The organism is Flavobacterium sp. CSZ, from assembly GCF_015350725.1.
In the GTDB taxonomy this organism is placed as follows: domain Bacteria; phylum Bacteroidota; class Bacteroidia; order Flavobacteriales; family Flavobacteriaceae; genus Flavobacterium.
In genome coordinates, this window is sequence record NZ_JADKPQ010000001.1 from 17,512 (window position 1) to 31,748 (window position 14,237).

The 14,237-nt window shown below is 32.4% G+C and carries 19 protein-coding genes; 1 reads left to right on the forward strand and 18 read right to left on the reverse strand.

The window, feature by feature from the left end; translation table 11 throughout:
• Positions 1 to 248: 248 nt before the first annotated feature.
• Entirely contained in the window at positions 249 to 1,064 is an 816-nt protein-coding gene (locus tag IRZ78_RS00090; protein ID WP_194614569.1) for a hypothetical protein, read from the reverse strand.
• Between the two features lie 165 nt (positions 1,065 to 1,229).
• Positions 1,230 to 2,306: an ionic transporter y4hA gene (locus IRZ78_RS00095; protein WP_194614570.1), complete on the reverse strand. Its 1,077-nt coding sequence runs from the start codon at positions 2,304 to 2,306 to the stop codon at positions 1,230 to 1,232.
• A gap of 189 nt (positions 2,307 to 2,495) precedes the next feature.
• Here IRZ78_RS00095 and IRZ78_RS00100 point away from each other — a divergent pair, with 189 nt between their 5' ends.
• Positions 2,496 to 3,566 carry a serine hydrolase gene (locus tag IRZ78_RS00100; protein WP_194614571.1) on the forward strand — a complete coding sequence of 357 codons (1,071 nt, stop codon included), beginning with the start codon at positions 2,496 to 2,498 and terminating at the stop codon, positions 3,564 to 3,566.
• A 40-nt stretch (positions 3,567 to 3,606) separates the two neighbouring features.
• Here IRZ78_RS00100 and IRZ78_RS00105 read toward each other — a convergent pair whose 3' ends face one another.
• The 16 genes from IRZ78_RS00105 to IRZ78_RS00180 all read right to left on the reverse strand — a co-directional run bounded on the left by IRZ78_RS00105 (position 3,607) and on the right by IRZ78_RS00180 (position 14,234).
• Positions 3,607 to 3,897 (reverse strand): hypothetical protein, encoded by a 291-nt coding sequence (locus tag IRZ78_RS00105; RefSeq protein WP_194614572.1) that lies wholly within the window; start codon positions 3,895 to 3,897, stop codon positions 3,607 to 3,609.
• A gap of 11 nt (positions 3,898 to 3,908) precedes the next feature.
• Entirely contained in the window at positions 3,909 to 4,328 is a 420-nt protein-coding gene (locus IRZ78_RS00110; protein ID WP_194614573.1) for a VOC family protein, read from the reverse strand.
• A gap of 61 nt (positions 4,329 to 4,389) precedes the next feature.
• Positions 4,390 to 4,668, reverse strand: coding sequence for a hypothetical protein (locus IRZ78_RS00115; protein ID WP_194614574.1), 279 nt, complete (start codon positions 4,666 to 4,668; stop codon positions 4,390 to 4,392).
• A 127-nt stretch (positions 4,669 to 4,795) separates the two neighbouring features.
• Positions 4,796 to 5,299 carry an endonuclease V gene (locus tag IRZ78_RS00120; RefSeq protein WP_194614575.1) on the reverse strand — a complete coding sequence of 168 codons (504 nt, stop codon included), beginning with the start codon at positions 5,297 to 5,299 and terminating at the stop codon, positions 4,796 to 4,798.
• Between the two features lie 28 nt (positions 5,300 to 5,327).
• A complete protein-coding gene (locus IRZ78_RS00125) occupies positions 5,328 to 5,645 on the reverse strand; it encodes a YdeI/OmpD-associated family protein (protein ID WP_194614576.1) in 318 nt (105 codons plus the stop codon).
• Positions 5,646 to 5,665: 20 nt separating this feature from the next.
• Entirely contained in the window at positions 5,666 to 6,223 is a 558-nt protein-coding gene (locus IRZ78_RS00130; protein WP_194614577.1) for a DUF4256 domain-containing protein, read from the reverse strand.
• Between the two features lie 10 nt (positions 6,224 to 6,233).
• Positions 6,234 to 6,617: a DoxX family protein gene (locus tag IRZ78_RS00135; RefSeq protein WP_194614578.1), complete on the reverse strand. Its 384-nt coding sequence runs from the start codon at positions 6,615 to 6,617 to the stop codon at positions 6,234 to 6,236.
• A gap of 6 nt (positions 6,618 to 6,623) precedes the next feature.
• Positions 6,624 to 7,091 carry an SRPBCC domain-containing protein gene (locus IRZ78_RS00140; protein ID WP_194614579.1) on the reverse strand — a complete coding sequence of 156 codons (468 nt, stop codon included), beginning with the start codon at positions 7,089 to 7,091 and terminating at the stop codon, positions 6,624 to 6,626.
• A gap of 33 nt (positions 7,092 to 7,124) precedes the next feature.
• Positions 7,125 to 7,448, reverse strand: a complete 324-nt coding sequence (locus tag IRZ78_RS00145) for a metalloregulator ArsR/SmtB family transcription factor (protein WP_194614580.1) — start codon at positions 7,446 to 7,448, stop codon at positions 7,125 to 7,127.
• Positions 7,449 to 7,640: 192 nt separating this feature from the next.
• On the reverse strand, positions 7,641 to 8,552 hold the full coding sequence (locus IRZ78_RS00150; protein ID WP_194614581.1) for a hypothetical protein: 912 nt from the start codon (positions 8,550 to 8,552) through the stop codon (positions 7,641 to 7,643).
• 146 nt (positions 8,553 to 8,698) lie between these two features.
• On the reverse strand, positions 8,699 to 10,285 hold the full coding sequence (abc-f, locus tag IRZ78_RS00155) for a ribosomal protection-like ABC-F family protein (RefSeq protein WP_194614582.1): 1,587 nt from the start codon (positions 10,283 to 10,285) through the stop codon (positions 8,699 to 8,701).
• A 266-nt stretch (positions 10,286 to 10,551) separates the two neighbouring features.
• Positions 10,552 to 10,920, reverse strand: a complete 369-nt coding sequence (locus IRZ78_RS00160; protein ID WP_194614583.1) for a hypothetical protein — start codon at positions 10,918 to 10,920, stop codon at positions 10,552 to 10,554.
• A 516-nt stretch (positions 10,921 to 11,436) separates the two neighbouring features.
• The gene (locus IRZ78_RS00165; protein ID WP_194614584.1) at positions 11,437 to 12,369 is read right to left on the reverse strand and encodes a transglutaminase; all 933 of its coding nucleotides are present in this window, start codon (positions 12,367 to 12,369) and stop codon (positions 11,437 to 11,439) included.
• A gap of 21 nt (positions 12,370 to 12,390) precedes the next feature.
• Positions 12,391 to 13,242, reverse strand: coding sequence for a substrate-binding domain-containing protein (locus IRZ78_RS00170; RefSeq protein WP_194614585.1), 852 nt, complete (start codon positions 13,240 to 13,242; stop codon positions 12,391 to 12,393).
• An 81-nt stretch (positions 13,243 to 13,323) separates the two neighbouring features.
• Positions 13,324 to 13,797 carry a DUF4265 domain-containing protein gene (locus IRZ78_RS00175; RefSeq protein WP_194614586.1) on the reverse strand — a complete coding sequence of 158 codons (474 nt, stop codon included), beginning with the start codon at positions 13,795 to 13,797 and terminating at the stop codon, positions 13,324 to 13,326.
• Positions 13,797 to 14,234, reverse strand: a complete 438-nt coding sequence (locus IRZ78_RS00180) for a DinB family protein (RefSeq protein ID WP_194614587.1) — start codon at positions 14,232 to 14,234, stop codon at positions 13,797 to 13,799. Before IRZ78_RS00180 ends, IRZ78_RS00175 begins: the two co-directional genes overlap by 1 nt.
• Positions 14,235 to 14,237: the final 3 nt, after the last annotated feature.

The following is a 14,237-nucleotide window of genomic DNA, read 5'->3' on the forward strand; positions in this document are numbered from 1 at the left end:
CTAAAACATTAAAAAACGGCATCAATATTCTTAAATTACAGGTAATTTTCTCCTTTAAATTAACATTTATTGCTAGCGAATATAAGAAATATCTTTAATCATAATAATGAATCTATTTAAGTTAATGTAAGAGTTATTAACAACAGTTTTGTACACTTATAAATAACGACTAAAAAAAGAAAGCCTTCAAAATCATCAATTTTGAAGGCTTTCTTTTTATTAGATACTTTAAACTATTGTTTATTTTTTTAGCGAGCAGTTCCCTGATGCTGCAAAACATATTTATTATCAATTAACTCATTTACTATATTTAAGGCAGTTTTATCTGCACTTATTCTATATTGTATATTTGCTCCTGAACTTTCATATTTTATTTTAAATACTTTATTATCAAAAGTGATAAGTTCTTCGTACAAAAACTTATCATAACCAGGATGTTTACTGCTCATGTTGTACCAGGTTGCGATCAAATTCTGGTCTAAATCATAAACTTCGTATTTCTGTACTCCTAATGCTGTTGTCGAAACAATTTTTATATATCCAATTTTTTTATTATTAGGATCTTTAGTTATTGCGCTATAGATAACACCCGCATCATCTATTGCAACCTGATAACCTTCAATTCTTTTCTGCTTTCCATTTGCGGCATTTGCCTCTTCTTTAATTTTATTACCAACACCAGAAGATTCTCCGTTTATAAAATTTTCGATAGCTTCAGTATTTAAACCATCTGCACTTACAAAACCTTTATCAATAAAAGCTTCAATAACACTTTTTTGTTGGTTTAACGGGTTAAACTTCTTATAATCAACTTCATTCGTTTTTCCCGATTTTGCACTTTTTAGAATCATCCATCTTTTACCTGTAGATTCTAAAAACTTTAATTCGGCACTAACAGAATACTGCTTGTCTAAACTTAAAATTTGAAGATTCGGTTTTTTACCTTCAATATAAGCTACTGCCTTGTCATCGAGTTTTATTTCGTCGTTTTTAATTTTAATTTCCTGCGCAAAAGCACAAACTGTTAGCAATGCCGCCGTAACAGTACAAATTGTTTTTTTCATTTTTAGTTTGGGGTTTTTAATTACACTTGTTATTCTGTCGAAGTAAATGTAATCGATTTTTATGAAGATTTTATAAAACCAAACGCACTAATATTTTAATTTTTTAGTACAAAAAAACTCCATTTTTACAATGGAGTTTTTATAGCTTTTTTTATAAATATTAAATCAAGGATATATCATCAAAAATATAAAAGCAAATAAGTTGACGAGAAGCACCACTCCGTACACTATGTTCGATTTGCCTTTGCTCAAAGATAACATTACTGTAAACACAGATAAAGCCAGCAGAACTATAGATTTAATATCAAGTCCCAGAATAATTGGCATATCCATCATGATACAAACTACTGCTACACTCGGAATAGTTAACCCAATACTTGCTAAAGCAGAACCTAAAGCTAAATTGATACTGGTTTGCAGCCTATTTTTTCTTGCAGCAATAATAGCAGCAATCGCCTCAGGAAGTAAAATTATTGCAGCAATGACAACCCCAACCAAACTTTTTGGAAGGTGATAACTCACAATAATACTTTCGATAGTAGGAGAGAGTGTTTTGGCTAATAGAACCACAATTCCCAAGCTTACTATCAGGAAAACAAGACTGGTATAAAAGGTTTTATTATCGATTGCTATAGGCTCAACTACATCTTCGTTTTCATCATCGCCAACCGTTAGAAAATATTGCCTGTATCTGCTCGTTTGTGCAAACAAAAAAGAGCCATAAATAACAAGACATGCAATAGAAGCAAAAACAAGCTGTGGTAAGGAGTAATAAGATCCTTTTACACTTTCGGTAAAAGTAGGGAAGACCAATGTAAATACTATAATAGAAACCAGTGAAACCAATGCAATAGTTACAGAAGAAACAGAAAAATTTTGTTCATAGTGTTTCAAACCTCCAATTAGAAGACAAAGACCAATAATACCGTTTAGAATCAGCATCGTAGCAGCATATACGGTATCTCTGGCTAAAGAAGCCGCTTCAGTTCCTTCTGAGAGCATCAAAGATACAATAATCGAAACTTCGATAACAGTTATAGAGATAGCCAAAATAATGGTTCCGTAAGGCTCTCCAACTCTTTCTGCTATTATTTCTGAATGATGAACGGCTGACATAACACTAAGGATAAGCAGTATGCTGGCAATAACCTGAAAAATGCTGCTGTTGTCTACGAGTCCGCTAAAAAAAAGAATCCAGGCAAGTGCCGGAATTATGATGGTCCACTGAAGTAATTGTTTCATAAATATTTTTTTTGCCAATAATTTTACTCTAAAATCGACATTTTAATTTCCCGTAATATAAGACTTTTTACCGCAAGTACCAAAAAGACAGGGGCAATTTCCTAAGAAAACCAGTATCTTTAGTGACTAAATATCTTTTTTTTTTAAGTTTAGTGCATTATTTTTTTAACCAAAAGCAAACCTGTAGACATGAAAAATAGTTGCCTTTTTTATATTTTACTATTCATAAATATCTTTGAAATATCAGGACAAACTGAAAATAAAATCCACGATTCTCTTTTACGCCAGATGACAGATTCTATTTCGGGTAATCACTATAAAGCTATTTATAGCGTACTTATTTCAAGGAATGATCAAGTAGTGTATGAACAATATTTTAATGGTTATAAAAGAGATTCACTTCACGATTCCCGCTCGTCTTTTAAATCAATAACAAGTTTACTGGTTGGAATAGCGATTGATAAAGGATTTATAAAAAATGTAGACCAGAAAGTTTACGAGTTTTTCCCGGAATACCCATTTCTAAAAACAGATAAATTTAAAAAACTCATAACAATCAAAAATCTACTTGAAATGAAATCAGGTTTTGATTGCGAGGAATTTAATGATACCAAAGATTGTGAAAACGAAATGAGTTTAAGCAAAAACTGGGTAGAGTACTCATTGAATCTTCCTATGAAAGACAAACCCGGCGAAGTATGGGCATATACGTCGATAGATCCGGTAATCCTAAGCGGGGTAATACGTAAAGCAACAAATATGTCTGTAATGGATTTTGCCAAAAAATATTTATTTGATCCTCTTGAAATTTCACATTATAAATGGACAATTGACCCAAGCGGAAACGGTATGACGGCAGGATCATTCTACATCAGGCCAATAGATATGCTAAAAATAGGACAACTGGTAAAAAACAAAGGTGTTTGGGAACATAAACAGATCATTTCTAAAAAATGGATTTTAGAATCTACTCTTTGTGATATTACAATTCCTGATTTTTCGTTTATGAAATCCAGCAGAAGTAAATTAGGATCTCCACAACCTGCTAATTATGGTTATTATTGGTACAAAGAAATCTTGAAAACAAAGGATATACAAGAAAACTTACTCTTTGCGTCCGGTAATGGCGGGCAATATATTTTTATCGTAGAAAATTTAAATTTAACTATTGTTTTCACGCAAGGAAACTACGGATCTTTTAAAGCAAAACAAGCTTTCGAAATTATGGCAAAGTATATTTTACCCAATTTTAAAAACTAAAAAGCATACAGTTTAAGAGGCTTAGATTACGTGAAAATTTTCAAACATCCTTACTATCAGAACTTTTACTCAGCCTTACTAACCTGACCATTTGATACATAGCATGATTTTTTAGCGACAAAGAGCGCGCAATTTCAGGAATGGCCTGCATATGTGCTTCGCATAAATAACCAAACTCCAGTTCGGTCATTATTTTGGCATGTCCTGAAATTATTTTACGTATTTCTTCGGTCGTTACAGCAACTTCAACATATACCAAATAAAATCCCTCTGAATAATCTAAAGGCGAAGCTACATTTTTCAGAAAATGATCATAGTTATTATCTTCCATGTGCCGTTATTTTAGATTGGTTCCCAAAGCTCTATTTTATTGCCTTCTGCATCCATAATATGTACAAATTTGCCATAATCATACGTTGCAATCTCACCCAATAAAGTTACGCCATTTTCCTTGAGTTGATTGACAAAACCTTCAATATTCTGAACCGTATAGTTGATCATAAAATCTTTTTTAGAAGGGGAGAAGTATTCATCATCTTTCTTGAAAGGACTCCATTGTACAGAATTTATCTTCTCAGGATTATTAAAATCTCTGGATTCAAAAGTCGCCCCCCATTCATTCACTTCAAAACCTAAGTTTTTGGCATACCATTCTTTCATTTCCTGTTGATTTTCTGAAAAGAAGAAAATGCCTCCAATTCCTGTTACTTTTGGTACTTTATCATTTGAAAGAGCATTTATTTGGTTATCTGAATCTTGCATGATACTTGTTTTAGTTTATATCAAATTTAATAAATTAATTAAAACATAATTCAGTAACTATTTAATCTTTATTACTTTCAAATTCATCTTTGAATTGTTCAACAAGCTCATAAAATATTTGTAATGACCTCAGATGCTGTTCTTTGGTAATATTATGATTAAATACTTCTTCCCAAATTATACTTTCTGGTTCAAACCCTATACTGTAAGCTAAAATCATATTCGCCCATCCTGCAGTTGATTCAAAATAGCCTAATTTATCTGCAACCCAATCAAAAAATGGTTCGTTGATATTTTCAGGAACAATTTTATTATCTATAAGCACTTGATAATAACCCAAAACAAAGTTTTTTATACTTTTAAGATCTGCCTCGCCAGTCTACATAGCTGGCCTTTTTTCTATTTCTTTTAATAATTTATAACATTCTATAATCATACTATTAAAACAATTATTTAATTTTACATTATTACAACTCCTTAGTCAATCGATCCAGTTCTTTTAACAAGGTTGGAAATCTAAATTCTCCGGCCATGCTTGCTACTTTTTCGAAAGCATCGTCTAATGCAATACCAATAGCCGTAACATACAAAGGCTTTTTGCTGTCACCTCTCAAAAGAGCACGTTTGTGTTTTTCGATGGCGGCAAAATTTGTTTTTGCAACACCAATAATCGGAATTTTACTATCTAGTTTTTCGTATAAACGCCCACCCAAACCATATTTCTTTTCATCATCTAAATACACAAAACCATCCACAATAATGGCTTCAATGTTATTTAAATCAATCTTATTCAGCAGACTCATAACGCAAGGTAATTCTCTTTTATAAAATTCTCCGGGAATATATTCTTCGACATTCTCGATGATTTCGGTGTGAATTTTGAAATTGTCACTTTGATTCCATTCTGTAAATTCAAGGCAGACTGTCTTTGCTTTTCCGTCGTAGTAGTACGTATCGAAGGCTAGTATCATTAATTATAGATTATTTGGGCTAATATATTTATTTTATTTTAAAATCGTCATTCAGTCCCTTTCCTTCCAAAATCTGATAAATAGCTTTCTCCACTCTTGATTCTCTGGTTTTGGATTGTTTTGGAGACGAAAAACGCAGTAAATAAGCTCTTTGTCGTCCGGGAGTTAAAGCTTTGAATGCAGCATCTAATTTTGAATCCTGGTCTAATTTCTTTTGAAATTCTTCTGCGACTTCAAATTCTTTTGTTTTAGTTAACTGACATTCTAATGCAATTTCGCGCAATTCTTCTTGTTCATTTTGCCATTTTTTGGCTTCATCAAAATAAAAATCAACTTTAGGATTCATAACATTTTATTTTAAATGAATTAAACACGCAACGATCCGCGAAAACCTCTTGCAGCATAATAAGAATCTGCTCCATTATGATACACAAAAACAGTATTGTAGCGAAAATCAGAGAAAAGAGCGCCACCTAATTTCCTTATATCAGAAGGTGTTTCGATCCAGCTCGAGGTTTTACTGTCAAATTTACCCAGTTGCTGCAGTTCTTTGTATTGTTCTTCATTAAGGATTTTAATTCCTATTTCGTCCGCCATATTTATAGCGCTGTCTGCAGGTTTGTTTTCCTTTCTTTTTTCTAAAGCTTCGTGGTCGTAACAAATACTCCTACGGCCTTTAGGACTTTCGGCTGCACAATCATAAAAAATATATTCATCTGTTTTTTTATCGTAACCAATTACATCCGGTTCTCCTTCCGTTCTTTCCATTTCATCCAGCGACCATAATTTATCCGGATGGGCTTGTAGTTTTGCCAGTACTTTATTCCATTCGATACCTTTATGACGTTGCATATTCTTTTCGAAACGAGCTTCTAAAACAGCAAGCAATTCTTCTTGCTGATCTGTTGATAATTTATTTTTCATAACTTTTATTTTATGATTGAACCAAAATAAGTTTTCTTTCCAGAGGTCTAAAATACCAGGACACAATTGTTAATATAAGTAACAATGTTGGCCCAAAAAGAGCTATAAGAGGATCGCCACAGGCCAAATGAGAAAAAATAGCGCCTGACATTGCAAAAAAGAATCCTGCGTAAGCCCATTCTTTCAGTAAAGTAAATTTAGGAATTAATACAGCGATTACGCCTAATATTTTCCAAATTCCAAGAATGGTCAAAAAATAGAGTGGATACCCCAAATCGTTCATCATATCTACTTCTTCTTTCATTTTTAGTAATTGTACTACTCCGGTTGCTGTCATTCCTAATGCAAGCCAAAGAGTAGCAATCCAATAGATAATTTTATTTCTTTTTGTCATGATGTTTTATTTTAGTTGGTTTACGATATCCTGTAATTTGTTGTGTGCCATATTAATTCCTTGTGCAAAAGGCAATTTTAACATTTGATCCCTAAGATCGACTGATTTATAAATAACATGCATCGTCAGTTTACTCGTTTCCTCAGAAACTGATTCGAAATCTAAAAATTCAAGCTGAGCGGCAAAAGGGGAGTTCTCCATTTCAAATGTTCGTGTAATTCTCTCATTTGGACTATATTCATGAATTACTCCATTGGCTTTAAACACAACATTACCGCTAGGATCACTTGTCTCAAACTGATAACCGCCATATTTCTTATTTTCGAGTTTAAGTACTTTTGTACTCATCCATTGCGCTACAATTTCAGGCTCGGTATACGCTTTGAAAAGCAATTCTAACGGAAGATCAAATTCTCTTGTAATTACAAGATCCTGCTGACCATCTTTGGCATTAATTTTTGTTTTTAATTCCATAGTAGTTTATTGTTTAGGTTTGTAGTTTGTAGTTTATTGTTTAGGTTTGTAGTTTTTCATTATACTTTCTAATTTATTAAATCGATCGTCCCACATTTGGCGAAAAGGTTCAATAAAATCTGCTACTTCTTTCATTTTTTTCGCATTGGTGAGATAATAAATTTCCCTACCATTTTGATGCTGACTCAGCAATTCACATTCTGTAAGGATCTGAATATGTTTTGAAATCGTCTGTCGTGACGAATCAAAATTTTCTGCTATAACACCGGGTGTCATCGCTTGTATCGCAACTAAACTTAATATTGCCCTGCGGGTAGGGTCGGCTATGGCCTGAAATACATCTCTACGAATTTCCATTGTGCAGTTATTTGACTGCAAATATAATGCAGTTATTTGACTGCGCAAATTTTAAACAGCTTTTATTTGCTAATAGTCAACTACTTAAAATAAAAACATTTAAAAATGAATTATTTTTGAAAGTGATTAGAATAAAAAACCCCTAAAGTTTATTAGACTTTAGAGGCTTTAAAAGGCTGTTCTTTCTAGTTTTTATCTTTCGCAAAAACATTTTTCATTTATATCCAAAAGTTGGTTTTCTTTAGATGTCCATTCAATTTTACACTCTTTTGGTAAAGAATTGGTTATGTTATTTTTCTCTTTTTCACTCAAATCATCTTCAGAGATCCAAACGTTAGTTAGTTTTGATTTCTTTAAACCAGATGGAATTAATCTCAAATTCATGCCAACGAGATACAAATTCTGTAGATTTTTTAGTTTGGCAATCTCTTTTGGCAGAACCGCAATTTTTGTTTTGGTTAATTCTAAACTTTCAAGTTCAGTAAGTTTAAGAATTTCTTCAGGAAAAGTCTCGATTGGTAAACCTTTCAAAGAAAGAATTTTTATTTTTTTTAAATTTTCGAAACTTGCAGGTAATTGTGTTATTTCGTTGTAACCAATATTAAGGTATTGTATCTCATTGTTTACAGGAATGGCAGGTAATTTAGTTAATTTATTTCCGCAAATGCCAACCGATTGTAGGGTAGGGTTTGAAAAAAAAAGTTCTGGTAATACTGATAATCCACAATTATAGATATAGACTTTTTTTAAGGCTTTTAGTGCTGTAAAGTTTGAAGGAAGCGAACTCAGATACCATGAGTAACTAATAGTAATGGTTTCTAAATTGGCAAAATTCTCAAAATCTCTTGATTGAGAAACACCTTTAGAAAAATGAAGATTTAAATTGACCAGATTCGGAAAATAAGTTTTACTTCTTAAAAAATCATTTGCATCTGATTTTTCTATATCCAACGTTTTTACATCATTAGCTCTTTCCAGTGCAACAGAATAGGTAGTGTAATAACCATTTCCATTTCGCGTATCATCTTCAGCAACAACATCATATATTTGCCCTGAGACATTACAGGTGATCATAAAATAAACCAGAATTAGTGCGTTTTTCATCGATTTTTAAATTATAAGTACTAATTAAACACTGTAAATATAATTTTAAATACTAGATATTTCCCTGCTGTAAAATTTATTTTTTATTGTTTAAAAACCTTTCAAAATTCTCTGATCCTGAAAGGTTTCATGAAAATTGACAGCCTTTAAAGTACAATAGTTCTTTCTGTATTAATTTCTTCCAGAAAAGACTCATCATGAGAAACCACAATTAGTGTTCCCTGATATTCATTGATGGCTGCAGTAAGGATTTCAACATTCTGAATATCCAGATTATTTGTAGGTTCGTCTAATATGATGATGTCTGGCGATTCGTTTTTAATCGTTAAGCAACAAAGCATCAATCGCATTTTTTCGCCTCCACTTAAAGCACTACAAGGTTTATCCCAGTATTCTTTATCGAATAAAAAGCGATTTAACCTCATTTTGATCTCATGTTCTTCTAAGCCCGAAGCATTAAATTGCTGTGCCTGATCGTAAACTTTGAGTTTATTATTAATAAGGGAATAATCCTGATCGATATAAACCGATTTATTCTCTGCAGTATACACCGTTCCCGGCTTTGGGGTCAATTTTCCTAATATAATTTTAATAAGGGTGGTTTTACCTGATCCGTTCTTTCCATTAAGCGCAATTCTTTCTCCGCTTGTGATTTCTACACTTAAATCTTTCTTCCAAAGTAATTCCTCTTTATAGCTAAAGTTAAGGGCATTTGCCTTAAAAAGAATCTTGCCTTTGTGTAAAACCGAATCATCAAAGCCAAATTTCATCTGATCGATATCGGGCAGGGCAGAGCGTAGTTCACGTAATTCTTTCGAAATACCATCTATTTTTTCTACATGAACACTTTTGAGTTTCGAAGAACTATTTTCGGCGTTATTACGCAATGTATTCATCATAATACGTGCAACACCCGATTTTTCCTGTTTCTTTTTGCCTCTTGCATCCAGTTTTTGCTGCCTTTCCAGAGTTTCACGTTCTTTTTCTTTGGCTTTTTTCAAGGCTTTCTCTTTACTTTGTAAATCCTGGTTTAAAGCATTATTTTCAACTTGTTTCTGCTCAGCATAAAAATCGTAATTCCCACCATAAATAGTAATCCCGCGTTTACTTAGTTCGTATACGATATTTAAAAGATTGAGCAGTTTTCGATCATGACTTACAATAATTAAACTACTGTTTGTAGAGGTAATAAAGTGATACAACAATTCTCTTGTTGCTTTGTCAAGATGATTACTGGGTTCATCAAGCAAAACCAATTCCGGTTCGTGAATTAAAATACCCGCCAGGAAAACTTTTGTTTTTTGTCCTCCGCTTAAGTTTTCAATTTTTTGGGTCAAATCCAGATCAGATAATTGCCAATACTTTAACGCATTGTTGCAACGTTCCTCAATAGTCCAGTCATCATTTAGGACAGTCAGATTTTCTTCAGTAACATTCCCATCCAGAATTTCTTTAAAAGCATTGAGCTTATCATGAACGCGTAAAGCTTCGGAAATTGTAAAATGATTGTATTGTCCAAAAATTTGCGGAATGTAATAAGGTTCAGAATTCACTCTTAAATCTCCGTTTGATGGCTGTAATTCGCCCGCAATGATTTTTAACAAGGTCGATTTTCCTACTCCGTTATTACCAATTAGCGCTATTTTTTCCTGATTATTTACTGTAAAACTAATATTGTCAAACAATAAATCACTGTTGTTGTGTTTATATGAAATGTTTTGTAGAGTAAGCATAATTTCTTTCTATAAAGATGAATAAATAGAGTAACCGCGATTGCCGTTTACTCTTTAAATTGCCTGAAAGAAATTATTTTTCACATAAAATACTGCGTTTATTTAAGATTGCAAAGATACAATTTGCGTTTTATTTCTACTAAAAAAAGAAGAAATTAATAAAATGATTCAATTTAAAACATTCAAAGAATGATACGTTCGCTCTAAAATAAAAAAACCACGCTGCAGTTATTACAGAGTGGTTTTTATAATTATAAAAACTCAGTTTATATTTTTTTGAGTGTAATTTTCATCTCTTTGCTGTCTAATATCAGTTGATCATCTGTTATAATGCTTTCACAAGGATATGGGGTTCCCGTTTCATCTTTTATCACTAAGCTCTTTCCGCCTTTTGTCAATGCAAAAGTACCATTATTTATTTCATTTTGTAAATATCCTGTTACGTGACCATCTTCTGTAAAAGTCAGCGTTCCGTTAGTCAGAATCACATTTTTTAAAGAATCAGAAAGCGGTATTTTAGGTTCAACAGCAGTGATTTTCCAAGAGTTTACCAGTTTATTGCGACCTTTATGGCATGAAATCATTAATACTGCTAATAATGCAATTGCGAAGATAAATAAGTTAGATTTTCTCATGATTTTGTGATTAAAGTTAGACAAGAGAAAATTACAAAATTATTTTTAATTAAAAATCTAAAAATCAAATATTTACAAATTAATAAGTAATTAAACTTACAAAATAGTATTTAGATTGCGGATTTTAGAATTTAGATTAGAAAATAATTTAACCGCAATCCCGCGATAGCTATCGGGAGCAAAGGAATTATAAATATAATTTTTTATAAAATGCAAAGATCGCAACGCATTACCACATCACCCGTATCCATTGTAGAGACTCAAAGCAGTGCCTTTACGTCAGGTATAAGACGCATTGCTACGCGTCCTACGTTAAAACTGGTGTTATTAGAAAATCTGAGATTTGGATTTTCAGGAACCTGAAATTTGGAATTTAATACCGAAAATTTGCGATTAGAATTAAAAAAAATCCGTGTCAAACCCATTCAATCCGCCAAATCTTCGGGCAAAAAATATTCGTCTCTACAGAAAACCTTTAAACCTTTGCCACTTTGTCCCTTTGAACCTCAAAAAAAACTATTTCAAAGTCAACGCCCCCAAGATTTCTTCGTACATAAATGGTCCACCAGGATATTTGGCAGTATAATCAAGGTTCATCCAGACCTGACCGCGTTCATCGATATGATAATGAATCTTTTTACCGTAACTTTCTTTTACAAAAAGTACATTCTTGATTAAATAATTGACCTTTTCCAGATCGATCATAGAACCAATCAGGATTTCGGGATAAATATGTCCTTTAGTATGAATTAGCCTTGGAGTTCCGCCAATAGATCGAATCGCAGCAGCCATTAAAATAGAATGGTCATCACAATCACCCGAAAAATATTCTAATGATTCGCTCGCCGTAGCAATATAATCGCCTTCTTTGGGATCGTTTACATAATTCCAGCGGCTATTAATCTCTTTAAACACAGCAAAACACTGAATAATGGTTCTGTAATCAGAATATCCTTTTATGCCTTTAAAATGCTTTGTCGTAGCCATTATAGCGAAATTTCGAACCTTTGGATTCTGATACTCGATGGCATTGATGATTTTTGATTTATTAGGAAACGGAAGAAGCTTTGCCACAATAATATCCTGCGGAAAAGGATTATCAGACATGGTATAAATCATCGAATTATAATCTTCGGAGATTTCGCTAAAACCATAATTTCCTATAACACTTCCGTAAATTAAAACCAATAAATACAATGCTATACATAAAAGTATTATGGTTCGAAGGTACATTAACAGAAAGAAAATGGCAGCAAAAACAAATATGAAGATAAATACACGATCGAGATTAAAAGCCCACTCTAAATCGATCAGGTTTTGATGCAGTATGATAAAAATCGGGATCGTAATCAAAAGACTCAACAGCATAATAATAATCCTGTCCCAGGGAGATTTCACCTGTAGTTTGGATTTTAATTGCGGAAAGTCAATTTTAGGGAATTTTATCATAAGAATTCAAAAAGCAAGTATTTAAAGCGCTTTTACCGTTTCAACAAAAGTACTTTTTTTATCAATAATTCCCAGATCAAATAACTGATTTTGAATTTTTATGAATGATTTTTCACTTAAATTCTTCTGAGACCATTGAGTCAGTTTCAGCCATTCCTGAATATCTTCAATTTTTTGATTGAAAAGCTCTGATAATGTTTTGTCTATATTTGGAATCTGAGTAAAATCGTGGGTTGTTTTGTTTATTATTTCTAATATTTTCTCGACAATTTTTGGGTTCTTTTTTAAGAATTCATCACGAACGGTAATCACAAATGATGGCCATGGAGTAGGGCAGTCGCCAACCCTTCTGAAAATTCCCTGATCCACAAGTGGTTTGGTCATAAAACGCTCCCACATAAAGTAATCTGCAGTTCCTTTTGTCAGGGCATCAACAGCTCCGTCGATGGTATTGATAATTTCAAATTGTAGGTTATCCGTTTTCCAGCCATTGTCATGTGCATTCACATACGCCATTAACTGAGATCCTGAACCTATTCTTGAAATCGCTACTTTTTTATCCTTAAGATCTTTTACAGTATGAAAATCTGATTTTGCAGCAACATGAATTCCCCAGATCAAAGGCGATTGTACATACACCTGCACAATTTTACTTGGATTTCCGGCAACAATATCTTTTACAATTCCTTCGGTTAAGATTACGGCAATATCCGCTTCGCCATCACGAAGCATCTGACACATTTTACCGGTTCCTTCAGGAATGTTTTTCCATTGTAAATCTATGTTTTCTGCTTCAAATTCGCCATTTTCGATGCATAAATGCCATGGCAAATTGAAGTGTTCCGGGACACCTACAATTTTTACAGTTTTCATTTTAGTTTAAGTTTAAGTTTGGTAAGCGTATTCTAAGTTTAGTTTTTTTCTAATTATCTAATTATCATATTGAAATATTATCTAATTTTTCAACAAATCTGTTCTGTGTTTTTCAGAAAGGCAAGGTTCTGCAAATTCTATTATCGAATTTGACTCATATTCATCTAATAAGCTTTTTACAATCGAATAGTCAACATTTTTGACAATTTCAACTGCAAAAAAAGTATCATTCAAACCTTCTGATATACAATTGATTGCTTTTAATTTTCCTCTGATTATTTCCTTGTCAAATCCTTCTTCTAAGATTAAAACCTGAACGATCGAATTACCGGAATTTTCTATTGTTTCCCTGTGTATCAGCGTTTTTTCATCTTCATCATATTCTGCACGAAAAATATCGTCAGTTGCAATCAAAGGCCCAAAAAATGGGATGTTATCTAATTTAAAATATCCCTTCTCCAGATCTTTAATTTCTGCCCACATGGTCTCTGAAACAATTTCTTCCAGATAAGTACTATAATATTTAAACAATATCTTTTTATGCGTTTCTGCCATTATCTAATTTGGTTTATGTGGTGTTCTAAATGAGTTACGTAATCAGTCATCAGAAATTTTAAATCAATAATCGATCCATCACTCAAAACAATTTTATAATCTAAAGCCTCATTATCAACAGATTTCATAATTCTGATAATCTGTTTGTTGATCACAAACCACAATTGTGTCAATTCATCAATATCCATTGTTTGATATTGATTTAAATTTACTAAATCTATTTGGTTATATGGCCTGTGCTGATAAGGTTTTTCTACATAATTTATTTCTGTAAAACGCACCAGATTATGAATAGCTGAATCTGTCAAATGGCCTAAAATTTCTTTTTTAGACCATTTGACAGATATTTTAGCTTCTAAAATCTCACTGCTTATCGTTGGAAAATAATTGACATTCTCATTCAATAATCTTTCAAATTTAAGAATAGCGTCTTCCATAAA